This is a genomic window from Niallia oryzisoli (assembly GCF_043641075.1).
In the GTDB taxonomy this organism is placed as follows: Bacteria; Bacillota; Bacilli; order Bacillales; family Cytobacillaceae; genus Bacillus_BD; species Bacillus_BD oryzisoli_A.
Map to the genome: position 1 here is coordinate 145,125 of NZ_JBHZRC010000002.1, position 23,849 is coordinate 168,973.

The 23,849-nt window shown below is 41.9% G+C and carries 21 protein-coding genes; all 21 read right to left on the reverse strand.

Annotated features, from left to right (window positions below; all coding sequences use genetic code 11):
• Nucleotides 1–149: 149 nt before the first annotated feature.
• The 21 genes from ACHUFV_RS10240 to ACHUFV_RS10340 all read right to left on the reverse strand — a co-directional run bounded on the left by ACHUFV_RS10240 (nucleotide 150) and on the right by ACHUFV_RS10340 (nucleotide 23,828).
• The gene (locus ACHUFV_RS10240; RefSeq protein WP_394233727.1) at nucleotides 150–1,439 is read right to left on the reverse strand and encodes an SLC13 family permease; all 1,290 of its coding nucleotides are present in this window, start codon (nucleotides 1,437–1,439) and stop codon (nucleotides 150–152) included.
• Nucleotides 1,440–1,705: 266 nt separating this feature from the next.
• A complete protein-coding gene (locus ACHUFV_RS10245) occupies nucleotides 1,706–3,745 on the reverse strand; it encodes a (Fe-S)-binding protein (protein ID WP_394233729.1) in 2,040 nt (679 codons plus the stop codon).
• A 266-nt stretch (nucleotides 3,746–4,011) separates the two neighbouring features.
• Nucleotides 4,012–4,503, reverse strand: coding sequence for an aromatic-ring-hydroxylating dioxygenase subunit beta (locus tag ACHUFV_RS10250; protein WP_394233730.1), 492 nt, complete (start codon nucleotides 4,501–4,503; stop codon nucleotides 4,012–4,014).
• An 18-nt stretch (nucleotides 4,504–4,521) separates the two neighbouring features.
• Nucleotides 4,522–5,769: an aromatic ring-hydroxylating dioxygenase subunit alpha gene (locus tag ACHUFV_RS10255; RefSeq protein WP_394233732.1), complete on the reverse strand. Its 1,248-nt coding sequence runs from the start codon at nucleotides 5,767–5,769 to the stop codon at nucleotides 4,522–4,524.
• Nucleotides 5,770–5,842: 73 nt separating this feature from the next.
• Nucleotides 5,843–6,838 (reverse strand): dihydrodipicolinate synthase family protein, encoded by a 996-nt coding sequence (locus tag ACHUFV_RS10260; protein WP_394233733.1) that lies wholly within the window; start codon nucleotides 6,836–6,838, stop codon nucleotides 5,843–5,845.
• Complete coding sequence (locus tag ACHUFV_RS10265) at nucleotides 6,835–7,677, reverse strand: DODA-type extradiol aromatic ring-opening family dioxygenase (RefSeq protein ID WP_394233735.1); 843 nt, start codon at nucleotides 7,675–7,677, stop codon at nucleotides 6,835–6,837. Before ACHUFV_RS10265 ends, ACHUFV_RS10260 begins: the two co-directional genes overlap by 4 nt.
• A gap of 36 nt (nucleotides 7,678–7,713) precedes the next feature.
• Entirely contained in the window at nucleotides 7,714–7,971 is a 258-nt protein-coding gene (locus tag ACHUFV_RS10270) for a hypothetical protein (RefSeq protein ID WP_394233737.1), read from the reverse strand.
• Between the two features lie 45 nt (nucleotides 7,972–8,016).
• Nucleotides 8,017–8,541, reverse strand: coding sequence for a cupin domain-containing protein (locus ACHUFV_RS10275; RefSeq protein ID WP_394233739.1), 525 nt, complete (start codon nucleotides 8,539–8,541; stop codon nucleotides 8,017–8,019).
• Between the two features lie 18 nt (nucleotides 8,542–8,559).
• Entirely contained in the window at nucleotides 8,560–9,093 is a 534-nt protein-coding gene (locus tag ACHUFV_RS10280) for an aromatic-ring-hydroxylating dioxygenase subunit beta (RefSeq protein WP_394233741.1), read from the reverse strand.
• Nucleotides 9,094–9,111: 18 nt separating this feature from the next.
• The gene (locus ACHUFV_RS10285; protein WP_394233743.1) at nucleotides 9,112–10,446 is read right to left on the reverse strand and encodes an aromatic ring-hydroxylating oxygenase subunit alpha; all 1,335 of its coding nucleotides are present in this window, start codon (nucleotides 10,444–10,446) and stop codon (nucleotides 9,112–9,114) included.
• A 227-nt stretch (nucleotides 10,447–10,673) separates the two neighbouring features.
• Nucleotides 10,674–12,128: an aldehyde dehydrogenase family protein gene (locus ACHUFV_RS10290; RefSeq protein ID WP_394233745.1), complete on the reverse strand. Its 1,455-nt coding sequence runs from the start codon at nucleotides 12,126–12,128 to the stop codon at nucleotides 10,674–10,676.
• 41 nt (nucleotides 12,129–12,169) lie between these two features.
• A complete protein-coding gene (locus tag ACHUFV_RS10295; protein ID WP_394233747.1) occupies nucleotides 12,170–13,468 on the reverse strand; it encodes an ATP-binding protein in 1,299 nt (432 codons plus the stop codon).
• Between the two features lie 83 nt (nucleotides 13,469–13,551).
• Nucleotides 13,552–14,892, reverse strand: a complete 1,341-nt coding sequence (locus ACHUFV_RS10300) for a CapA family protein (RefSeq protein ID WP_394233749.1) — start codon at nucleotides 14,890–14,892, stop codon at nucleotides 13,552–13,554.
• 158 nt (nucleotides 14,893–15,050) lie between these two features.
• On the reverse strand, nucleotides 15,051–16,169 hold the full coding sequence (locus ACHUFV_RS10305; RefSeq protein WP_394233751.1) for a CapA family protein: 1,119 nt from the start codon (nucleotides 16,167–16,169) through the stop codon (nucleotides 15,051–15,053).
• Between the two features lie 32 nt (nucleotides 16,170–16,201).
• On the reverse strand, nucleotides 16,202–17,191 hold the full coding sequence (locus ACHUFV_RS10310) for an electron transfer flavoprotein subunit alpha/FixB family protein (RefSeq protein WP_394233753.1): 990 nt from the start codon (nucleotides 17,189–17,191) through the stop codon (nucleotides 16,202–16,204).
• Nucleotides 17,178–17,942, reverse strand: a complete 765-nt coding sequence (locus ACHUFV_RS10315) for an electron transfer flavoprotein subunit beta/FixA family protein (RefSeq protein ID WP_394233755.1) — start codon at nucleotides 17,940–17,942, stop codon at nucleotides 17,178–17,180. The genes ACHUFV_RS10310 and ACHUFV_RS10315 overlap by 14 nt, the downstream gene beginning before the upstream one ends.
• Nucleotides 17,943–17,965: 23 nt before the next feature.
• Nucleotides 17,966–19,450, reverse strand: a complete 1,485-nt coding sequence (tcuA, locus tag ACHUFV_RS10320; RefSeq protein ID WP_394233757.1) for an FAD-dependent tricarballylate dehydrogenase TcuA — start codon at nucleotides 19,448–19,450, stop codon at nucleotides 17,966–17,968.
• An 82-nt stretch (nucleotides 19,451–19,532) separates the two neighbouring features.
• The gene (locus ACHUFV_RS10325) at nucleotides 19,533–20,837 is read right to left on the reverse strand and encodes a TRAP transporter large permease (RefSeq protein WP_394233759.1); all 1,305 of its coding nucleotides are present in this window, start codon (nucleotides 20,835–20,837) and stop codon (nucleotides 19,533–19,535) included.
• Between the two features lie 76 nt (nucleotides 20,838–20,913).
• Nucleotides 20,914–21,525 carry a TRAP transporter small permease gene (locus ACHUFV_RS10330; RefSeq protein WP_394233761.1) on the reverse strand — a complete coding sequence of 204 codons (612 nt, stop codon included), beginning with the start codon at nucleotides 21,523–21,525 and terminating at the stop codon, nucleotides 20,914–20,916.
• A gap of 40 nt (nucleotides 21,526–21,565) precedes the next feature.
• Nucleotides 21,566–22,603, reverse strand: coding sequence for a TRAP transporter substrate-binding protein (locus tag ACHUFV_RS10335; RefSeq protein ID WP_394233763.1), 1,038 nt, complete (start codon nucleotides 22,601–22,603; stop codon nucleotides 21,566–21,568).
• A 61-nt stretch (nucleotides 22,604–22,664) separates the two neighbouring features.
• Nucleotides 22,665–23,828: a cytochrome P450 gene (locus ACHUFV_RS10340; protein ID WP_394233765.1), complete on the reverse strand. Its 1,164-nt coding sequence runs from the start codon at nucleotides 23,826–23,828 to the stop codon at nucleotides 22,665–22,667.
• Nucleotides 23,829–23,849 lie beyond the last annotated feature (21 nt).

The window sequence follows — 23,849 nt, forward strand, 5'->3', positions numbered from 1 at the left end:
ACATTTTAACGTCTACGTAATGTTTAGGGATTATTTGGGACTAGTCACATCCTTCTAGTCCCTTTTCGTTACTATTCAGATTGACCAATGTATATATGATTTAAAACCATTAGCCTATTCTACTATATTCCTCAACAAATAAAGATTAGTTACCAAGGCATCCCGATCACAATAAATAAAAGCCAGGCTAAACCTGGACCAATAGCAAAAAAAATGCCGGTGGTCATTAAGAGCTGCCTAAAGAATACTTTTTCTTTTATTCCTTGAACATTAGCAAGCAAAATGGCACCTGCGGAAGAAAGCGGACTTAAGTCAACAAGACTGGATGAGACCGAAATTGCTGATATGACATCGATCGATGATAATTGAGGATTCATAAGGATTGATTCTGCCATTGGAATAACAGAAGCCAGGTAAGCAGTTGTTGAGGAAAAAGCGGAAATAAATCCACTGACATACGAAACGGCAAGTGCTGCTAGAACAGGATTCCCCATTCCCGCAATAGAATCTGTCAGGTTAGCCATTACCCCTATCCTTTCCATCACTCGAACATATGTTAATATTCCTGTTACTAAAAGGATAACTCCCCATGGCATCGCTTTCAGAACATTAGATTGTTTACTAGGTGAAATGAAGGAAAGTACCAATCCTAAAAAAATGGCTATAATCCCTATATTCATACCGAACCCAATGGTTAAAATTCCTAGTACCGGGATCGCCACAAGACAACACCCTTTATAAAAATCTAATCCCGCTTTCCCTTTCTCTAACCAATCCTTTTCATTTATCCTTTCCATCGATGCGGCAACGTATATCATTGCCGTTGAATTCCTCCTACATATGCGAACTCCTCCAAGGAGAAAGAAGGAAAGAAATGCAATTATACCGAAATAGATGGAACAATTAAGTAGGAGTAATACTGGTGAGTATTCAAGACCTCTAGTCTGCATCCCACTATTGACAATGACACCAAAAATATTTAAGGGGGAGAACGAGCCCGCCTGCATCCCCATCATAATCATGATGCTAATCATGAGCTTGCTGATCTTACATTTATCGGCAATTTGTAAAGCAATGGGGGCTAACATCGTAACAACTGCAATGCCGAAGGTGCCAACACCCGCCAAAACCAAACTCAATGCAAACATGACCCAAGGGATTAACCCAATCTTCCCCTTTACCAATCGCAAACCAACAGCAGCAATCAAATCAAAGGCTCCGCTTTTTTGAATAAGGGCAAACATAAAGGTAATTCCCACTATGAGAATAAACAGATCTACAGGTAATGCACGAAAAACCTCGTCCAAACTAAGCCCATAAAAAAGTTTACCGACGATAAAAGCGGCGGCAAACCCTAAAATTCCAATATTGATTGGAAGGTTTGCCCCGATAAAATATATGACGAGCAGTGTAACAATGGCGATGACGGCTATGCTCATGAGCATCCCTCCCTTTTTGGTACAGAACATTGTATTACCAAAATGATTATATCAATTAATCTGAATATTATAATTATTTATAAGTATAAGATATAAAATCTAGTTTTGGTATACCTTTTTGCGCAATATAAATAAGGGTTGATTCTTCTGCTTCTAAAGCAGCGAAAATCAACCCTTGTTTAAGACAAACTATTCAGTATCAAATACTATAATTTAGCCTGTTAATCCAGCTCTCACGAACAGTCCATTCAATTCATTATTAGATCTCATAGTGATCGCTCGATAATCTCAACAATGTCCAATGTCTGCACCTGTGATTCGACCTCTTTGGCCTTCGTGCCGTCTGTAAGCATCGTTAAGCAGTATGGACAGTTACTGCCGATAATCGTTGGATTTGTGGCAAGTGCCATTTCCGTCCGGGTAATATTGATCCGTGTGCCTTCCTGCTCCTCCATCCACATCCGGCCACCGCCGGCACCGCAGCATAGTGCATCCTCACGGTTACGCTCCATTTCCAGAATCTCAATCCCGGGAATCATGCGGAGAATATGACGTGGAGCATCATACATACCGTTGTATCGCCCAATGTAGCAGGAGTCATGATAGGCCACTTTCTCCAGAACCTCCTTCCTCGGTTTCAAGCGCCCTTCCTTAATCAGTTGCAGGAGGTATTCAGTATGATGCAGTATCTCTGCCTCAAGGCCGAACTCCGGATATTCGTTCTTGAACGTGTTGAACGCATGCGGGTCCATCGTTACGATTTTCTTCACACCATGTGATTGAAACGTTTCAATATTCTGTACGCACAATTCTTGGAATAAATATTCATTCCCCAATCGGCGTACAGAATCGCCTGAATTTTTCTCTTCATTACCAAGGATCGCAAACTTTACACCTGCTTTATTCAACAGGCGGGCAAATGACTTCGTGATTTTTTGGCTTCTTGCATCGTATGAGCCCATCGATCCTACCCAATACAGAACCTCGAATTCGTCCGTTTCTCTTACCGTCTTAACAATGTCTTCCATTCCTTCCCGCCATTTGATGCGGTCTTTACGATTAAGGCCCCATGGGTTGTTCTGCCGTTCAATATTCTGCAAGTATCTTGAAGCATCTGCTGGCATTTCTCCCTTTGTCATAATTAAGTAACGGCGCATATCGATAATTTTGTCCACATGCTCATTCATTACCGGACATTGGTCCTCACAGTTTCGACACGTTGTACATGCCCAAAGTTCCTGATCTGTAATGACGTCACCGATCAACTGGTCCGCTAGAGCCTCTGATCCTGCCGCGGCTTGATTCACTCCGTTTCCGGGGAAAGCAAATGATGGCATCCACGGCGCCCTTGAGGTGACGGCCGCACCCTTCTCTGTCAAATGATCCCTCATCTTAATGATCAAATGCATCGGAGAAAGTATCTTTCCTGTTCCAGAGGCAGGACACATATTCGTACAACGTCCGCATTCAACGCAAGCATATAAGTCAACCAGCTGGTCGCGTCTAAAATCCTCAATCTTCCCTACCCCGAATTCCTCTACATTCTCATCCTCAAAATCGATTTTTCTTAAGCGCCCTGCTGGACCGGTCTTCTTTAAGAAGACATTAATAAGAGCAAACAATTCATGTGCCTGCTTGGACTGTGGTACAAAGACCATAAAGCTCATTACAGTCAGCATATGAACCCACCAAAACAAGTAGAAGAGAACAGTGCTGGCAGTCGTACCGATTCCAGAAAGAGCAGCTGCAATGACACCTGAGAAAGGAGCGTATTTGAAATTCGGTTCATCATTCAGCATCACCGTTTCAAAACCTAGTGTCAGTAGAATAGAAAGCGTCAGCACGGTCAAAGCCATATAGACAAAGGCTGCTTTTCCATCCCTCCTCCATTGAAGCCGCGTTAGCTTTTCCCCATAACGGCGGTATGAAGCATAAAGGATGGCAATAAGCATAAGAAATGTCGCCCATTCCTGTAAGAGACTGAAGTATTTGTGTGCGCTACCGAATGGAAACTCATAACCAGTGATAAATCCTTTTATTATAAGTTCAATGAGACCGATTTGGATAATAAAAAAACCATAGAATAAGATAAAATGGAAAAGGCCGCTTTTCTTGTCTTTAAACAATTTTCGCTGACCGAAGCCGTTTATTAATACACTGTTGATTCTCTCCTTGAAAGCAGGTTCAAATGCTGCCTTTTTTCCCATCTTAATAAACAAATATCGGCTGTACACAAGCTGGAAAAACAAATAGAAGGCATAGCTGGCAACAGCCAAAAATACCAGTAAATTAATTAATTTGACCATTGTTTATCATTCCTTTACTTTAAGAAGAAGCAAACAACATACGCCGGGACTTTGGCTGGAAATGAGGCACTGCGTATGTAAGACGCCATACCTTTTGGGGATAATTTAACAATCCTTTTATGTGAGGCAGATTTTTGACTCATCCCTTGAAGACTTATTTCAAACAGCTTTCAGCTTGTCAAAATAGTCGAATCGCTATTCGGCTTGATGAGTCAAAAATCACCCTATTGGTACACGATACTATTATTTGTCCCTTTCCTTTTTACTCAAATAGGCGTAACAAGTAAACTAGGAATATTTAATGTATCATAGACTGCTAATCGTTCTTTTAACTTGGGCTTTCCCTTTTCGAATACAACTTGATCGATATATTTCCCAGTATTGTAGACTTCTGTATTCCCATCTAATTTAGTTTGGAATACGACATAATTGGATTGAACATGGTAGACACCATTTGTCTCATCGACTAACAGACTGTTGCTGACGATATGACGGTAAAAATGGGCTTCAAAGATATTGGCATTTCTATGAGCGGAAATGCGGTCCTTTAACATGCCTTTACTTTTACAATAAACGAGTGCAGACGGTAGATTCCTGGCATAATTCTCTCTTGAGATGATTTTATAGGTACAATCTTCTGTAAAAAATTCAGGCCATTCCTCTAGCCGATCATCATCAATACAATGAATATACTGATCATTTAATTGTTGGATTTTTTCCTTAACCTCTGTCAAACCTAGCGTTTCCTGATTACTCATCCCAATTCCTCCTATCTATTAAATTCCCATTAACGTTCGATATTGCTTCCAAAAGCCACGAATAGATGTTTCCGTAATTCGGTAGTTTTCACTTTTTACATCTTTGCCTCCCATTTCAATGAAGGCCGTTTTCTCTCCATCTCGTACAATCGCTTTTTGCACCATTTCCCCAATGCCGCCATCCTCCAGCGAAACAAAGCCTGCCGGACCAACTAGGTTATTTTGCTTTAAGCGCATTTCAATCTGCTCATCGGTGTCGTCTTCATAACCGATAAACGTCCAGACAAGCTCACATTCCCCTGGGCCTTTTGGCAGCAATTGGCGTACAGCTAATGTATTATGAATTTGCTGCAGAATGACACCAGGGAAAATTGATTGAATCGCCAGTGTAATGCCATCCTCAAATTCATTCCACCCATCAAGTAAGGATGGATCGTCTAACGTATATTTGGAATAGGAGCGGACCTTTTCATCTTTATATACATTTTCATTCTCATTTTTATTGCCGAACGTATAGCTGACATGATGCATGCCACGTTCATCTAAATCAATGCCACCCTTTTGTGACAGTCGGTTAATGCCGAATGTTGTAAAGAAAAGATGTAGCAGGCTGGCATGATAGGAATCCTTTACATTTTCAAAATATAATTTCCAATTATTCTGCATTTTTTGACGCTGATAACCTAATATTTTAATAGGCCGTCCATTAAAGACACGCTGCAAATAATGACCCATTTTTTCGCCAATATATTGGTCAATCGGCTCTAGCGTTTCATCAAAGGTTCCAAATAGCATTCCGTGATAGTTTTCTACTCTGACCTTTGTCAAAGATAGCTTCTTTGTATCAAAATCATCCGGCATCCCGCCGTTTCCGTTGACTCCATTTTTAAATGGAACACCCTTCAAATTTCCTTTATCATCATACACCCATGCATGGTAAACACAGGTAAAATTCCGGGTATTTCCGCAGGAATCCATACATACGGTTGCGCCGCGATGGGCACAGCGGTTAACAAAGGCATTGAACGTACCATCTGTTGACCGTGTGACAACCACTGGTGTATCCCCGATAAAGGTCGTCTTATAATCATTCCGATTTGGCAGCTCTGCTTCTAAGCAAAGATAATTCCAGGTTGGACCGCGGAATATTTGCTTCTGCTCTTCATCATATACATTCTGATCTAAAAAAACTTGATAGGGAACTCTCGTAATTCCTTCCTCCGGCCACTTTAGGTTTAATTTCTGATTCTTTGTTGCAGATTCCATCCTTCACAACCCCTTTTCTATTTTAATAGAGTGCTGATAATCATTTATTGTGAAATATTGTGCCGCGATCCGTTCACGACTCACTTTCGTTCATCAGTGTCAATTGACCACTGTATTTTTTCCGTAATTCCGCCAGACGTCTGCCTGCTTCCCTCGCACCTTCTGCATATTCTTCCGGTACTTTCGTGTAAGGAGGACGGCTTGGACCTGCATTGATATATCCAGCTTCATTAATGCGGATTTTTTCCAGCTGAATATTGTACTTGGCAAACAATTTAAATTCTCCGTCTGGAAAAAAGGTCTGTGAGGCATGCTGCATGCCTTCTGTGATTTCCTGTGCCTTTTCCTCATCGCCAGTAAAAATACTACGTTTTAATTGAACAGCCGGCTGTGGTCCGCAGGAAGCGGCTCCGCTCCAGCAGGCTAAAATTTCAGCTGGTTTCGTTTTCCAGCCTTCATACCAATCCCGCTCCATCGGCAGCATTCTGATTTTTCCTTTTACAGCGTCTACATCATTCCAAAACGCTTGGCCAAGTGAGGTACATTTAGCTGCGATAATAGAAGGGATTTCAGCCAACTGGGCATAAACAGCTGAGCTAATCTTTCCTTTGAAAGCTACCGGATTGTCATAGACGATAATGCCCAGCTCCGGAACAGCTTCTGCCACATCACGGTAAAAGCTGACAATCGTATCATCATCACATTCACACCACATCGGACGGCCTAATAATAAGCCCGAAACGCCCTTTTCCTGAAATGCCTTCGCCCTTACAATGGTGTCCCTTGTATTTAATGTCGTCGCACCAGCATAGATAGGAACTCGGCCTTTGGCTGCTTCCACGACTGTTGCAACAAAGTTTAGATGCTCTTCCCATGTCAGTGTTGCGGCCTCGCCGAAAGTACCTGTTGTCATAATCGCATCGACGCCATCTTCAATCATACAATTGACAGCTCTTACCGTTTCTTCATAATCCACCGTATCTGCCGTGGTGATTTGATCTGCACCAGGTATGGCAGGAGTAGGGATAATCGCATAAATTCCTTTTACATCATGAACTGTCTCTCTCAAACTAAGGCACCCTCTTCCACTTTCATTTCAACAAAGCCCAGCCCTGTTACCCATTCCTTCACGTTTTCATATGCAATGACCTGACCTTGATTGGATAAAGAAGCACCAACCACTACAGACCAAGCACGAACCTCTTCTGCGCCATTACCGGCAGGGATGATTTCCTCATCGTTCATACAGGCAAATTCCTTTGCCCGGCCTGATTGAATCAAATCTAAGACGCGTCGGTCCCATTCTTCATTAACGGTTCCCATTTCTTTCGTACCGACCCAGTGTGACAAGCCGCCTGTCCCGAGAATGGCCACCCTTTCAAAGATTTCCTGCTCTTCAATTGCTTCTCGCAGTACTTTTCCAAATTCATAACATCGCTTCATGGACGGTAATGGCGGCGTAATCCCATTCAACACGACAGGGATGACCACAACTTCCTCTTCTCGCGGTTCCACAAAGTGCAATGGTTGAATGATTCCATGATCAAGAGCCAACTCACCCGCCATGGCCACATCAAAATGATTTTGATAAAGCCTAGACAGAAGGAAATGGGAAAATTCGAGTGATCCTTTATATTCCTTTTGTGGAATGCCAATCCATTTATCAAGCGGGCCTGAATAGCTTTCGGCCACACCTAAAGTAAAAGGAGGGATTAATTGTGGCGACAGGGTGCTCATATGCTCAGCAGATATAATAATAATCGCCTGCGGTTTTTTCTCTTCTAATATGACTCTGCATTGATCATATGCTTCTTGTACTTTTTCTCGCTTTTCGATGGGCGGAGCCGTTGGAATCGATGGAATTAACGGGCTGTGACTCATCGCAAGGGCAGCTACCAGTTTACTCATTCTTTTACCTCCAGATGTTTTTTTCACACTTTGTATCTATGATTCTCGCGACTTTAAGCTTTTTAACATTTCCGGAACTGGAACTTGATGAACGTCTTTGATTCTCATTAAAATAAGACCATTGACTCCATATTCTGTAAGTGCGGCAAAATCATTTTCTTGAACCATCCTTTGTTCCTGCTCGTTCAAGTGATATTCATTCATGACCTTTTCCCGATTCTCTACATATCTTTGCTTCACTTCCTCATTAACTGAAATGGCGTGAAACAGTTTATTAATCTCATAAGCAGACAAGCTCTTTCTCCCCCTTTCATTTGTCAGATTCGAGCAACACTCAGATTATATTTGAAGTTCAGTATTTTTCTTTTTTAATCGTTCTTGAAGTTCTGCATAATCAATCGAACCTTCTGATTCGCGAAAATTCAGCCCGAAGGTTTCCAGCAGCTTCGAATTTTCCACAAGGAACATTCGGACCGGCTCCTCCTGACTGCTGTTGTAATGCCTGTGCCAGACCATCGGCGGTGTATAAACAAAGTCACCTGTAGACCAATGATAGGTTTTATCACCAATCTCACTATAGCCCGTCCCTGACATCACATAATGAACGGATTCATGGTGATGACGCTGCATATCTGATGCGGTACCCGCTTCAATTTCCTGTAAAAAAATTTCAAAGCTCTTTACCGGTAATTGAAGCACAGGTCCTAAGCGAGAAGGATTTGTTTCCTTACCCGGACTGTACCAAGGTATTGCATCTGCATGAACGACGACATGTTCCCAATCATCCTCCGGCACCCTCGGTAATGGTTTCCGCTGCTCTGTAATCACTTTTCGAAATTCTGCTAATTTTTCATTATTCTCCATGCGCGTCCACTCCTTTAATTAGAAAAAGTTATGCAAGTTTTGTGTTCCGATCACGGCATGATCAGGATAGATGGTTCTTTTTGCGATTCTCCAATCATGGCCGTCTCTTTGTAAAATATCTACACGTTCACCTGTTAGTTGATCATTTATCGTTTGATTGCCTCGATTTCGAACAAATTGAAAATAGCTTTTCACTTCTAATTCGTTTTCATTCCTGCCCTTCTTGATTCGGACATGACTGATAAAATGGCGAGTGCGTGAAGGCGGATCATTGGACCATGCTGATTTCGTATACAAGCGGTCAACCCGCGTTTTCATTGTGGTATAATCATCTTCAAAATAGCTCATTTCATCAATAATATCCGATCCATTTGAGCTCTCACGTGTCACCCGCGCCGGCATGCGGTAGATAATATCTTCGGAAAGCAGCTGAAACCACGATTGATAATCTCTTGTATCCAGCAGTTCTGCTTCACGATAGTAAAACAAGGTAATTTCATTCTGTAATTCTAAATCAATGATATATTGATCCTGCTCCTGTATATTAACCATGAATGTACCTCCTCTTAATCAGGATTCCTTTGACAATAATTCCTGCCAATATTCATAAAAGCCTCTGTGTACTACATCTAGGAAGGTTGTCGGGTAAGCAATACCCGGTCCTGGAAAATCGTCAACTGGTTCTACGAAATCCAGCCCCATTAAATAATTCACAACATTATTAAAATGTAAGCTCTTATCTCGGGCAGTTACACCTTTGCTTGCGTCTGCAAGCCTTGTCCATAATTCAGTATCATCCTGCTCCAAGGTTCCTCCTGGACCAAAGGTATTCACGTACCTTTTATAAGAATTTTCTTTAAATTCCTGTGGTGCTTCTTTGTCTACCAATACCCATGACCAAGCTTCAATCTTGTCCGGTCCAAGCGGACGCCATTGCCTGATTGTTAGGAAGTTTGTTAGGTTCTCGTGTTCTCCTTTTCCATGCATTGGACTTAGGAAAGAGAGATTTGGAAAGCAGTTCCCATTGAACACCATTGTATTTTTAAAGACGGATAATTGTTCTTCTGTTAAATTTTCTTGAAACATAGGCCACAGCTCTTCAGGTAGACCCTGATATGGCGGAATGGAAACAGAAGCTGGCGGCTGAATTACGTTTAATCCATGACCGTTTTCGAGCTGGATTTGATAGCCGTTGCTGGCAAATAACGGATCCTTCGGACTGATTCCAAGTTCAACGGTCGAGCGGTGTGTCATTGCTGTATGATAAGCATCACCCACAAACACTTCCGCGCTTACCTTCCAATTGGTATCCACAACCCAGCGCTGCGGTGCTCCGATGACTTCCATTCCTTTATTACTGCGGCCAAGCATAATATCAAAATACCATTTTAGCCCGCCTAAAAATTCTTCTAATGGCTCTGAGTCCGGATTAAGGGAGGCAAAAATTAATCCATGATAGCTTTCAACCTTTGGTACTTTCCTGAGCCCCCACTCCTTTTTATCCATATCTTCACCATATAATTTATTTCCAGCAAGAATACCGACCAATTCGCCTTCAATGTTATAAGTCCAGCCGTGATATGGACAGGTAAAGGTTTTCTTATTACCTAAGTCCGCAGTACACAAGTGGACACCACGGTGTGTACAAGAATTGATAAATGCGTTTATTTCACCCTCGCCATTTCGTATGACCAGAACGGGATCATGAACAATCCATCTGGATACATAATCTCCTTTATTCGGGATCTCAGATTCATGGGCGATAAAATACCATTTCTTGCTAAATATTTTCTCAATTTCTAATTGATGGATTTCAGGATCTGTCATGATCCACTGCGGGAGCTTCCCCGTTTGAAGCATGTCTTTTATATTTGATAAATGGTCTTTATTCACAGTTTTATTCAATTTACATTCACATCCTTTTTATATTAAGCTCCGTTCAACTATGTTGTTGATTTTCGTTCCAGGCACTTCGCGCACCTTAGGGCGACCGCCGAGCCTCCTCGACACTACGTGTCTCCGGGGTCTCGCCTGTCTCGCATCTCCCGCAGGAGTCTGCGTGCCTTCCACTACAATCAACCAGCGAAAAAGTCCAAAGTCCATAATGACACTTTAACAATGCTTCTATGAAATTAGCTTTCTTTCAACATACGAATGGCTTGATACTCGATGTATTCAGAGAAACCTATCTCTGTTCTTTCTCTCCCTAATCCGCTTTGTTTAACACCGCCAAACGGCATATCAAGTGAAAGTGAATCCACATTATGACTGTTGATGAAGGTTCCGCCCGCTTCTATTCTCCGGGCTACAGCTAATGCACGCTCTTGACTCTCTGACCATACGGAAGAACACAACCCAAATTCGGTTCCATTTGCCATTTCAATTGCTTCATCGATTGAGCTATACGAGATTAATGGAATAACCGGTCCAAATTGTTCGCTAACGACCAATTCGTGACGAGGATCAATATCCCTTACAATAGATGGCAGCATATAATAGCCGTTTTGCCATTGCTCTGGGTCAACTTTTTTCCCGAGCTGTCTAACCGTCGCACCAGATTGTCTTGCTTTTTCCGCTAAGCCTTGTACATAATCATATTGCTTCTGATTAATTAACGGTCCAAATGTCGTTCGGCCGTCCAATCCGTGGCCGACTTGATAGTCATTCACGATGTCAGACATTGCCTCATACACCGCATTTAACATATGGTTTGGAACATAGACCCGCTTGACAGCAAAGCAGATTTGACCTGCTCTGGTGAAAATTCCTTTACATAGTCTAGGCATGATTTTATTTATATCTGCATCATCCAAAATGATGGCTGGATCATTTCCCCCTAGCTCTAAACTAACCCTTTTAACCGTCGATGCTGAACTGGCCATGATTGCGCTGCCTGTTTGCGTTCCACCTGTAAAAGAAATTTTACCTACTAAAGGATGTTCGGTTAATGTAATCGTGACATCAGACCGTCCATTCACCACATTGATGACACCATGCGGGAGGACTTTTGCCATCGCTTTTAAAGCTAATGTCAAGGCAACAGGGGCCTCACGTGAAGGCTTTACAACGACTGTATTTCCGGCAAGTAATGCAGGAGCTAATTTGGACATGGTCAATATAATTGGAGAGTTCCATGGAACGATTAAGCCAACGACCCCAATCGGATTCTTTTCAATGCTCATCCTGCTCACTGTATTTTCAAAACGTGATGGTTCGAGAAACGCTTCAGCGCGATCCGCCATATTGTGAATCATACTAGCCCCTCGAATAAAATCTGCAGTGGATTCCTTAACAGTCCCGCCATTCTCTCTTATCAGTAAGGGTCTTAAGGATTCTGTTGATTCTTCTAATACCACTGCGGCCTGTTTGACCAATTGAATTCGTTCCTTTACAGATACAGACTTCCATTTCAAATAAGCTTGGTGAGCCGTTTCTACTGCTTGATTGGCTGTCTCCTTTGTCCCTCTTGCCACACTTGCCACTACATCTGTTTTATTTCCTGGATCAAATACTTCAAAATATTCTGTACTTTTAATTTCTTGATGACCCAACACGTTGTTAATTTTTCCAACGGATACATTTATCAATGTGGGATACCTCCTTTTTAAATGTAGTATCAATACTAAAATTAAGTATGAATGTGGATTTCTTTAGGCAGCATCTTTTCGTCAATTGTTTCATTACTTTCTGCTGTAAATGGCAGAAGGATATGAAACGCTGTTCCTTTCCCCTTTTCACTGTTCACTTTGATTTGTCCATTTAGTTGCTGGATGACACGATACGCCACCATTAACCCCAATCCAGTTCCTTTCTGGCCTTTCGTTGTAAAATAGGGTTTTCCTAAACGCTTCATTTGCACCTCGTCCATCCCTAAACCAGTATCTTGTATCACAATTTCATATTGGTTCTTATGCTGCTTCATCGAAATGGTTAATTCTCCGCCATTTGGCATGGCTTCAACCGCATTTTTCAACATATTTAAGAGAGCCTGCTGCACCACTCTTTTTTCACCAATAATGGAAATCGGAAGAAGATCCTTTTTCACTACAATGGAATTCATATGGGATAGAGGATTAAGAATCTCAATTAATTCCTTGAGTAATTGTTCTACATTGATGGTTTCCACCTTTTCAGGTGCTGGTTTGGCAAAAGTAAGAAAATCGCGAATAATCATATCGGATCTTTCCAGTTCACTTAAAGCAATCCCAATATATTTTTGTTTTTGAGGATCCTTTTCGTTCTCTTTTAATAGCTGGATAAAGCCTTTGGCACCTGTTAAACCATTTCTAATTTCATGTGCGACAGATGCGCTTAAGTGACTGACCATTTCCATCTTTTCCATTTCAAGCAATTCATTTTTCAATTGATGATTTAAAATGATTTTTTCGTATGTCCAAACGGTAAGAACGATACACACTAATTTAATTAAGGCACCTATTAGAATAATGCTGAAGGGAGCAGCTAAGTGAAAAATGAAATTATTTATGATTACACTGAAACACATGTGAATAAACAAAATGCCTATCGAAATCCATAGTTTATGATTCCTATTTGCTTTTAAAAAAAGATGATGAAAAAAGATGGTTAATACCGGGATTAACGCATAGATAGAGGCTGTAATCCAAGAAGTTTCATTAATTCCTAAACCTAGCCGGACAACAAAACCACAAATGTATAAGCAAAAACTGGCTAAGGGTCCCCCATATAAACTGGCGACAATTAACGGTACAACACGGATATCATAATTCATGCCTTCATTACTGGAGAATGGAAAAAAGACAAAAAAGATAAAAGAAACCAGTCCTGATAAGAACACAAATACTTTGATATCTTTCGTTGCCCAATCTTTTTTGTAAACGTCCAGAAAAAGCTGTGTCAAAAAGAGCATAACGAGCAGAAAAAGAACATTGACCAAAATATCGCTCATAAGAAAAACCCTAAACATTTAAAATCTACTAATCTAGTTAGTCAGCCGATCCAAGAATCAGTGAGATTTTGGATCGACGATCATTATTTAACAGGATGTTTTAAGCGAATCAGCCCTTTACCATCGCTGTATTCTACGTGCGTCCCAAATGGTGCGGATAACTCTCCTAAATAGTCAATAATCTGTTCTCCTAACTCACCTTCAGCAAGCCTTGGAATGCCGCCGGTCGTGCGTGGTTTATGATCCATCGTTACTGGATAAAGGACTAGTTCGGTAAATTCTCCTGTCTCATTAAACGTACACACAGGAATGATAGAGCCGAATACTTTCACAGCAAAATGTCCACCAGGCGGATTTAATGGTTTTGGTAAGGCATCACGGGCATCGAAACCGTCTGCCGTTGTCGCTTGGCCATTCTTTAACTCTGGTTCATAGCCAGGTCTGGCAAAGAAATCAGCCGGAAGCCTTGTGACGGTGCTGCTCATGGCAAAGAAATCACCTGGATCGTAAAAGATTGGTTTGCCGTTATAAATTTCAATTCCTCTTAACGGCGCATGGCTGCCCTGTCCGACAAAGACACTTGCACCTGCATCAATACAAGACTTGGCAAAGGATTGGACAAACTCTGCCGGTACATTTAAACCTTTTTCCGGATGCATTTCGTGACTATGCAGGGCGACAATCACATGATCTGCTTGTCTTGCAGCCTCTTTGATTGCTTTTAGATTCCCTGCTGCATCGTCCTCGTCCACTACAGTTGTAATCCCCGGTTCATCCCTTTCGACAAAGCGCTGAATCGCCATCATCAATCCAGGCGGATTAAAATACCATTCCTTCCCGTTGTTGGAGATTCCCCAGCCCATCTTATAAGCAAGATCCTTCACCGTTTCAATGATGGTACGGTCTGCACTAAAGTAATGACGAAGTGGATTCAGACCCGGTCTGCCCTTCACATCCTGCCTTGTTTCCCCTGCTCTTGCCCAGCCGGTGAACGTAGAACTCATTGAAATGAGTGCAACTCTTCCCTTGGCTGTCTCAAGATATTTCGGTTCCCGAGCTTCTCCCAGATTTCTGCCTGTTCCCGCGTGTACAAGACCTGCTTCATCAAGAGCTTTCCATGTAGAGAATAGACCTCCGTAGGAATAATCTAAGCAATGGTTTGATGCATGGGAAACCATATCAAATCCTGCCCATTTCAATTCATCAGCCACAAAACGTGGTGAGCGCATCCACGTCCAACCGGCCTCAGCTGCAGGGTAGACTTCAGGTCCATCATAATCATGAATATTAGACTCAAAATGGGTATAGGATACATCAGCATTTCTAAGTACATTGACTAATGATAGAAATCCTGGATCTTGTTGAACGGAAATCCGGCGGTTGATAATAGAATCACCTGTCACAGCTATTTTAAAATCCTTCATAGGACACCTCCATTGAATATATGTATCGAAACACATTTGCGGTAAGATGCCAGGCAGCAGCAAAAGATACGTGCTGCTTTGAAAACCTGACATCTTAGCGAATGAGTTAGTATTACTTATATAGTAGAATGATTGTTGGACACTGGAAGTCTAAAAATCTATTCTTTAGATTCGATTAAAACTTCATCCCCGTCCCAGCTGAACTTGACATTTAGGTTTTCACTATTGGAAATATCTTCAATATAATTAAACACACCCTGACCTAATGAATCGTCATTTACTACAATTTCCGGTTCACAATTATTGTTGATATAACATGGAATATACGTAACCTTTTTAATTTCTCCATCCTCAATATAGGCCTTGGCAATCATCGTGTTTCTTGCCTCACGGGAAACATAGCCCTTTGGCATCTCTGGATCAGCGGTCACATTATATCTCTCTAATAATCCTGTCGGCGGTCCTCCTGGTCCATCGGCCGTACCAGGTCCGATTTCTGCTGCAAAATTCCCTGTAGAGTAGAAAATGGCTTTCCCTTTATACATTTCAATTCCTTTAGCAATATGGGTATGTGTTCCAAGAATTAAATCTGCTCCAGCATCAATTGCCGCATGACCGACTTCATGGCAATACATTGGTATGACGCGCGGAATCATATGCTGGCCCCAGTGATAGGACACGACGACGACATCTACTTCCTGCTTTAGCTTTTTAATATCTTTGACCATTGCCTCTAAATCTTCTTTATAGGCCATTGACACAATCCTTGGTGGTGTTCCAGGTTGATAGTCAATCTGATCATAAATGGTCCAAATACGTACAGGGGCGAGACCTGATTTTTTCGCATCGGCTTCAAAGCCTTTCGGATGTACGCAGGAGTAGGCTAAAAAGCCAACCTTTGTCCCTTCTCGATCTATAATCACTGGTTTTCTTGCTTCCTCAATATTTCTACCCACACCGCAATATGGAAGATTGACCTCATCTAATTTCTCCATCGTGTCAATTAAATTTTCTCTGCCCCAGTCTACCGTGTGATTATTTGCTAATGAGAGGACATCAAAACCTCCATAAAGCAAGGCTGGAATGTTTCTGCTGGCAGAATAAGTAGCGCTGCCGCGAATTGCATAACCAATATCAGAATAGGTTTGATCACAATTAGCAAAGGTAATATCCCCTGAGCGCATCACTTCAGCTACATGCTGAAATATCGTTTCTGGTTCTTCTCGGTCAATAATGACATCTCCAACACCAAGGACCGTAATCGGTTTCTTTGACATAGTCTCTCCTCCACTTTTCCACTTTGTATTTATTAGGCTTGTGGGACACTTTCTAAAAGGGCTGGAACAACATCCATAATGTCCCCCACGATTCCGCAATCTGCTACCCTGAAAATAGGAGCATTCGGATCGTTATTAATCGCAATGATATATTGTGAATCGACCATCCCTGCCACATGCTGGGATGCTCCTGAGATCCCTAACGCAATATAGATTTTTGGACGGACAATCCGGCCTGAAATCCCCACATGGCATTCATGCGGCAGCCATCCCATATCTGTAATCGGCCGGGAGCCGCTCACTGTTCCATTCAGCTTTTCAGCCAATTGCCTTGCTAACTCAATATTTTCTTTCGTTCCAATTCCTCTACCGACAGACACTAGGATATCTGCTTTTGTGATATCAATTCCTTCAATAGTAGGACTAAGTATGGATAAAATTTTGGCTCGGACATCATCAGCCTGTTGGGTTGGCTGGACAGCGATGACTTTAGCCGGCAGAAAACTTCCTTCGATTGGCGGTAAGTAATTTTTCTGTATACTTGCAATCAGCGGTAATTCATTTACCTCAATTTTGGCAAATACATCACCGTTAAACATTGGTCTTGTTACAAACAGACTGTCATTTTCATGAGTGATATCAACACAATTGCTGAGTAAGCTTGTCCCTAATCGTTTGGATAAAATCGGTCCTAACTCCATTCCTAAATACGTATAGCCGACAAGTAATAAGGAAGGTTTTTGTTCATTCATGAATTTCGTAACGGTATTCACATAGACTTCAGGGTGATAGGGCTCAAACTCTTCATGATCCAAGACATAGATTTGATTAAAGCCTTTATCTGATAATTGCTGGACAGGAGCTTCAAGGTCATGCCCTAGGATCAGTGCATTTAGCTCACAGCCCCACTCGTCGGCAAGCTGTCTTGCGCGGCTTGCCATTTGCAGGGCTAATGTATCCAGTTCACCATTTTTTGCTTCTGCTAATATGAAGATATTCTTATAATCCTTATCTAGCTGCATCAGCAATCCTCCTCATTAAGACAGTTGAAATTTCTTCAAGGTTTCCCTCAATGATTTCACAAGCATCATTGACTGGAGGGTCAAATAGATCTACAATGCGAAACGCATTAGAATTCTTGTGTTCCGTCAATCCCAGACTATCAAGTGTCATAGATTCCACTTTCTTTTTTCGCGCCTGCAGAACTTTCATGACGGATGCTTGACTAATTGGTCTTGTTGTCGATTGAACGGATATTAATGAAGGAAATGGTAAACCAAGCACTTCATATTGACCTTGCCCAAGCTCAGATGTTGCCTTTATCATTGACTGATCCTCATCATATTCAATGTTTGTAACAACAAAAGCATGGGGCAGCTGTAACTCTTCAGCCAGCAGCATGGCTGTCTTAGCCGTCATCGCATCACTGGATTCGACACCGGTTAAGACAAGATCACACTCCAGCTGTTCAATAGCTTTTGCTAAAATCTCTGCAGCATCATCGGCTTGGTCAGAGCTGACCCGAATGACTCGGTCAGCCCCCTTTGCCATTGATTGATATAACATTTCCTGGGACGTTAAACCACCAACGGTTAAGACAATAACCTCTGCACCGTATTCTTTTTTTAGAAATAAGGCCTCTTCTAAAGCGGCTTCATCGGATTCATTCATTACTAACGCACTGCTGTCATAGTTGATTTTCTTGTTTTGTTCATCATATTCCAGATTGTCAACCCATGTTGGAACCGCTTTGCTGCACACTACAACACGCATTCTATCACTCCTTTATCAGTCAATTAATTTGTTTTCACCATTCCATCAGCAAGAGCAGCATGCTTCCCAGCCTTACGTCCTAACACTAAATTACGTACAATTCCAGAGCCGCCTGGATAGTTTCCAATATAGAAGCCTCCAACCAATTCACCATTTGCATACAATCCTTTGATCGGCTTATCTGTTACATCCAGCACCTGCCCGTTTTTGTTGACCTTTACTCCACCGAAGGTAAAAGTGATTCCGGAAGTAACCGGATAGGCTCTAAATGGAGCTTTATCAATTTTTTGCGCCCAGTTGGATTTATTAATCGCAAGACCTTTTGTTTGCTTTCCATCACGTTCAGCTTGATTAAATGGACCTTCCTGAACGGCCGCATTATATTCCTCCACCGTCTTTTTCAAGGCCTCTACAGAAATATCCAGCATTTCCGCAAGTTCTTCAATCGTATTGGCCTCTACTGGTGTTTGGTGGGAATAATCACTCATTAAGTGGTCAAATACCTTTGAATCAAAGATTTGGAAGGCCACTCCATTCGGCTGGTCACGAGTGATTCTGCCTAATTTAGCATACGTATAGCCGTGGAAATCCTCGCCTTCATCAAAGAAGCGCTCTCCATTTGTGTTGACTAAAATACCATACGTATAAGACTTACGGTCAGTACTTAAACCGCCGCCTACATCCGCAGCACTAAGATCAATTTGCGTACAATGGGATCCGCTCCATTCACCTGCAGCTTGAGCCCCTACTTCTAATGCCATTTTGATTACTTCACCCGTATTGTGCTTAGAGCCTCTTACCTTTACCAAATCCCAGCCTTTGCCTAAATATTTGGCACGCATTTCGGCATTAGCAGAGAAGCCGCCTGCTGCAATAATCACCGAGTTGGCGTAAATATCTTGACCTTCACCCTTGCTCTTAGTTCTTACGCCGCAAACCGCTCCATCCTCATCGATTAAAAGCTTTGTGGCACTTGTATCAAAGCGGACCTTTACTCCTTTTTTGATAGCTATTTCAATCATTGAATCAACAAAGCCTTCTCCGCCGCCTTTTACATTTAAAGGAATCGCACCTTGCGTAAATACCATTCGTTCGCCTACTCTTGTTGCCATTTCATAGTTAACGTCCCATCCAATATTTAAGGAATCTACCCATTTAAAGGCATTATTGGATTCCTTGACAACCATTTCGGTTAAGGCAATATCAGCCCTACCGTTTGTTACACGCATGATATCGGAATAGAATTCATCCTCTGTGTATTCATTCACGTCAATTAATTGACGTTGACTTTCTGGAATCCCCGTCATATAGTCATATAGCTCCGCATTTCCTTTGTGGACAATTCGGAAGCCGCCGCCTGTATAACGTCCGTTACCGCCGGCTTCATGTTTCGGAGCTTTTTCTAGCATGAGAACTCTTGCCCCTTTTTCAGCTGCTGTGATAGCTGAAGCAGATGCAGCAATCCCTGCACCGATTACGACGACATCAAATTGTTCTTTTTGTTTCATGATATATTTCTCCCTTCGGTTACCTTATTATTTTTACTGAATTTTCTGAAATATAAAGTTAAATTCATCCTCTTCACTTACGCTAACTTTTCATCGATTCTGGCAGCCATAGGACAATTTCTGGGAATGCCACCAATATTCCAAGGAAAATCACCATGATGACAAAGAACGGCATCGAACCACGGAAGATTTTTGACATCGGTACATCCTGAACGGCTCCTGCTAAGGCGAACACAACCATCCCGAGCGGTGGTGTGATATAGCTCATCTCAATTGTAATAACGAGTAAAATTCCGAAAAGAATCGGGTCAACACCTATGGATTCAATGACTGGAAATATTAGTGGCAGCGTTAATAGAATCATCGCTAAGGAATCCAAGACACAGCCTAAAAGGATATACATTAGTAGAATCATAATTAAGATCCCTGTACTGCCTAAAGGAAGACTTGTAAAAAATTCTGCTAACATAGTCGTCACACCGCTAATGGTCATAAACTCACCAAAAATCATCGCACCCATAACAATGAGTAAAATCATAGCTGTTGTAAGGACAGTGTCTTTGAGTCCTGCAAGAATGGCAGGCATATCAAATCCTTTTAACATCACAAGCGTAACCAGGGCAAAGAATGCACCAATTCCTCCCGCTTCAGATGAAGAAAAGATACCGCCCCAAATTCCTCCTAGTACAAGAAAGACTAAGAGAAAAGGCATCCATAGAGATTTGGATGAAGCTAGAATTTCACTTAAGGTTGATTTCTCAGAAGCTGGTCCAAGTTCCGGCTTTACTTTACACTGAACATAGATCCCTAACATAAACATCGCTGATAGCAGTAACCCTGGAATGATTCCACCAATAAACAGGGAACCAATCGAAGCACCTGTCATAATTGAATACACAATCATTGGGGTACTTGGAGGGAGTAGTATGCCTAATGTTCCTCCAGCAGCAATGGCCCCTAATGATAATTTGTCATCGTATTTGTATTGCCGCATCGATGGCAGGGAAACTCTTGTCATCGTCAAAGAAGTGGCTAGGCTAGAGCCGGTACAAGCGGCAAAAAGTGTACAGGTTGCCACCGTGCCCATCGCAAGTCCTCCCGGTAAGCGGCCAATTGTTTTCTGAACGGCACCAAATGATTTTGTCATCATGCCGGAATGGGAAAGCCATTCTCCCATTAATACGAACAGCGGAAGAACACTAAAGGTGTAACTAGCAACCGTTGAATAAGGTACCCTCCCCAACTGATTTAACGCTCCATCTATGCCGGATATCATCGCAAAACCGCCAAATCCTACAAATGCCATCCCAAGGCCTAACGGCATTCCTAGAAACAATAGAGCAAACATGACAAAGAATCCAATGATCCCAATGATTGCTGGATCCATCATTCTCACCACCATAAATTTTTATCACAGCATGACATGTTCACATGTATCTGTGTTTGAAAGGTTATTTAATTGTTCATTCTTGAGGCGATGGAACTGCTTCACTTTCATTTAGGCTACCTTGAAAGTTGGTACCTTTTCCAAATGCCAATTTAATTGAAGCATATAACCATGTACAAAGCTGTATTGCTAATAAAGCACTGCCAAAAGCAGCAAAGGCAATAAAGGGCATAAGCTCCCATCCATAATAGCTTGTTGTTGGTCCTGGTGGATTATTTATGATATTGACTGCTCTCTCTCCCAATTGCCATGAAATCAAAAACACAATAAAGATACTGAGAATGGAGGTGAAAATGTCCACATATCCCTTTAGGACTGTTGAGAATCGATTGTATAGGAAATCAATCCGTACATGTTTGTTTTCCGTAGCCCCATAGGCAAAACTGCTAAATACCATGATGATCATCATGATCTCGATGATATCTGTTGAGCCATCAATCGGCATATTGAAAAAATAACGACCGCCAACATCGATGGTAACGAGGATAACCATTCCCATGAGTACTACCATCCCTAAATAACTCCAATATCGAGTTAACCGGTTAATCATATTCGGTTTGCTTGGACTAGAGGATAAATCTGCCGGCTCAACAGGACGATTTTTATCCGGAATAATCGTTGATTTCATCCATTTACCTCCAACATCATTTTTTAGTCCTTTTACACATTTATTGTCCAGTGGCTTCCCGCATAGACTTTAATGCCGCTTTACCTGGATAGCCTTGTTTTTCAAGCTCTTCTGCATGCTTTTCCGCTACATTTTTTGTTGCCTCATGCCATCTTTTTTGTTCTTCCTCTGATAGGGTATAGACTTCCATTAAGCCTTCTTTCTCAAGCTTGTCCCACAATTCTTTATCCATTTCCTCTACGCGCTTCAGCTCCGCTGCCGTTACTTTATCTACAGATTTTTGTACCGTTTCCTGTAATTCAGGGGATAAAGAATCCCATGTTTCTTTATTCATCAGTAAGGTAAAAGTAGCTTCATATAATGGTAGTTTGAGCGCATAATCAGCTGTTTCATATAATTTTCGGTCATGGATATTATCGATACCTGTCAGTGTTCCATCAATTACACCACGATCAAGACTCATGTACACTTCTGAACCAGAAATTGTTACTCCAGATGCCCCTAACGCTGAAAGAGTTTCTGCCTGCGTTGAAGATACAGCTCTTATCTTCAACCCTTTTAGATCTTCCATTTTTTCAACCTTTTTATCACGAAGGAAAAGATGACTAGCAGAAATGGGCACATAGCCAAGTACTTTAAAATTATCTGTCAATTCCGCCAGATGACCTTCTTTTTCCCACTTTTTAAGTACCTCTAATGTTGTCCCTGGGTCTGTTACCTCAAAGGGAAGCGCTATCATATTTGTCACAGGCATACGGGAAGTGTTATAACCTTCTGCCGTGTACGTCATTTGGACCGTATTATCCTTCACCATATCCCATGCTTCCGTCGGCTTTCCAAGTGTATCTTCATGGATGGTCATCTTAATCGCACCGTCTGTACGCTGATCCAGCTCATCTTTTAATTGATGGAGCACTCCATTCATATTATGGCCAGCTGGAAAGCTTGAAGTAATGGTCCAATTATAGCTTTTACTGCTTCCACCCTCTCCGCTTGAGGATGTGGATGAGGAAGAACAGGCTGCCAGTAATGAGAACATCATTAAGAATACTAAAATGACAAAGAAACGCTTTTTCATCTTTTATTAACCCCCTAATAGTATGAAATTCTCGTAAACTCTTACCTCTCTTCCAGCCCTTCTATTTTTCGATTAGGATCGGCAGGGAACTAACTCCATAACGAGTAAAGCCGATTCGGTGAATCTCCCCATTTAATCGGAATGAATCCGTTCTATTTAACAGCTCCTCAATGACAACCCGCAGCTGTGTTCTCGCAATTGGTGCTCCAATACATTTATGGATCCCTGAGCCAAAGACAAGGCTTTTTTTCGTATTTCGATCGAGGATACATTGATCCGCATTCGGGAATACCTCTTCGTCGCGATTTCCTGCTCCCCATTGTAAAAATACCTTTTCGCCTGCTTTAATTTCCTGATCTTGTATCACTGTATCCTTTGTCACGGTTCGCGGGTGAAATTGTACAGGTGACTCATATCTCAGGATTTCTTCAATCGCATTTGGGATTAAATCTGGATTATCCTGCAATCGCTTCCGGTCTTCTGGATGGGTCGCTAGATAATTGATAATAATCCCTAAAGAGCTTGTGGTCGATTCATGTCCTGCTGTTAACAATAAATGCAATGTGCCCACAACTAAATTCTCAGTAACCGTGGCTCCTTCACTTTCTGAGCTGTTATGTAGCATTTTACTGAGCAAATCATCTTTTGGATCAAGCATATTTTCTTTTCTGTATGCGACTGCCTCTCTACAGTAAACTTCTAGTTCATCTGCCGCAGCCTTTCTTGCTGCAAGGTCTCCTTCTGCTGCACGATAGTAAAGCTCCTCAGCCCAATGCATGATACGCGGCCAATCCTGATCAGGCAGATTAAGAAAGGCCATGATGCCGCGGACTGGCAGTGGATAGTTGACTTCTTTTGCGATGTCTCCATATCCTCTGTTTATGACAGGTTCTAATAGCTCAATCGCAATCGGTCTCAGCTTATCTGCAAAGGTTTTCATTTTTTTGTCTGTAAAAAACTCCTGCATGACTTTTCGGTAGGGTGTATGAAGGGGCGGATCTGCTTCAAAAGGGAACCTTGGCAAATGTGGATATCTGATCGCCCCTGCGTTCGAAAACGTTCCTGGATCAAGGGCAGTTTTGACAATATCCTCATGTCCGATAATATTCCAGCCTCCGCCAAATCCATCTGTATGAGAAACGGGACATTTCCCCCGCAGCTCTTCAAATTCCAATGCAGGATTCTCTAGATTTGGATTATCGAGTTCCGTTTTATAGTTTTTCATTTTTACCACCTTTCCTTTCAT

Excerpts from the sequence above, each read along its gene's own strand:
- ACHUFV_RS10300 (WP_394233749.1), bottom strand. The coding sequence starts at position 14,892 with ATGAAGGATTTTAAAATAGCTGTGACAGGTGATTCTATTATCAACCGC.
- ACHUFV_RS10240 (WP_394233727.1), bottom strand. The coding sequence starts at position 1,439 with ATGAGCATAGCCGTCATCGCCATTGTTACACTGCTCGTCATATATTTT.
- ACHUFV_RS10330 (WP_394233761.1), bottom strand. The coding sequence starts at position 21,525 with ATGAAATCAACGATTATTCCGGATAAAAATCGTCCTGTTGAGCCGGCA.
- ACHUFV_RS10295 (WP_394233747.1), bottom strand. The coding sequence starts at position 13,468 with ATGAGCGATATTTTGGTCAATGTTCTTTTTCTGCTCGTTATGCTCTTT.
- ACHUFV_RS10245 (WP_394233729.1), bottom strand. The coding sequence starts at position 3,745 with ATGGTCAAATTAATTAATTTACTGGTATTTTTGGCTGTTGCCAGCTAT.
- ACHUFV_RS10265 (WP_394233735.1), bottom strand. The coding sequence starts at position 7,677 with ATGAGTAAACTGGTAGCTGCCCTTGCGATGAGTCACAGCCCGTTAATT.
- ACHUFV_RS10325 (WP_394233759.1), bottom strand. The coding sequence starts at position 20,837 with ATGGATCCAGCAATCATTGGGATCATTGGATTCTTTGTCATGTTTGCT.
- ACHUFV_RS10250 (WP_394233730.1), bottom strand. The coding sequence starts at position 4,503 with ATGAGTAATCAGGAAACGCTAGGTTTGACAGAGGTTAAGGAAAAAATC.
- ACHUFV_RS10315 (WP_394233755.1), bottom strand. The coding sequence starts at position 17,942 with ATGCGTGTTGTAGTGTGCAGCAAAGCGGTTCCAACATGGGTTGACAAT.
- tcuA (WP_394233757.1), bottom strand. The coding sequence starts at position 19,450 with ATGAAACAAAAAGAACAATTTGATGTCGTCGTAATCGGTGCAGGGATT.
- ACHUFV_RS10340 (WP_394233765.1), bottom strand. The coding sequence starts at position 23,828 with ATGAAAAACTATAAAACGGAACTCGATAATCCAAATCTAGAGAATCCT.
- ACHUFV_RS10310 (WP_394233753.1), bottom strand. The coding sequence starts at position 17,191 with ATGCAGCTAGATAAGGATTATAAGAATATCTTCATATTAGCAGAAGCA.
- ACHUFV_RS10255 (WP_394233732.1), bottom strand. The coding sequence starts at position 5,769 with ATGGAATCTGCAACAAAGAATCAGAAATTAAACCTAAAGTGGCCGGAG.
- ACHUFV_RS10305 (WP_394233751.1), bottom strand. The coding sequence starts at position 16,169 with ATGTCAAAGAAACCGATTACGGTCCTTGGTGTTGGAGATGTCATTATT.
- ACHUFV_RS10280 (WP_394233741.1), bottom strand. The coding sequence starts at position 9,093 with ATGGTTAATATACAGGAGCAGGATCAATATATCATTGATTTAGAATTA.
- ACHUFV_RS10335 (WP_394233763.1), bottom strand. The coding sequence starts at position 22,603 with ATGAAAAAGCGTTTCTTTGTCATTTTAGTATTCTTAATGATGTTCTCA.
- ACHUFV_RS10275 (WP_394233739.1), bottom strand. The coding sequence starts at position 8,541 with ATGGAGAATAATGAAAAATTAGCAGAATTTCGAAAAGTGATTACAGAG.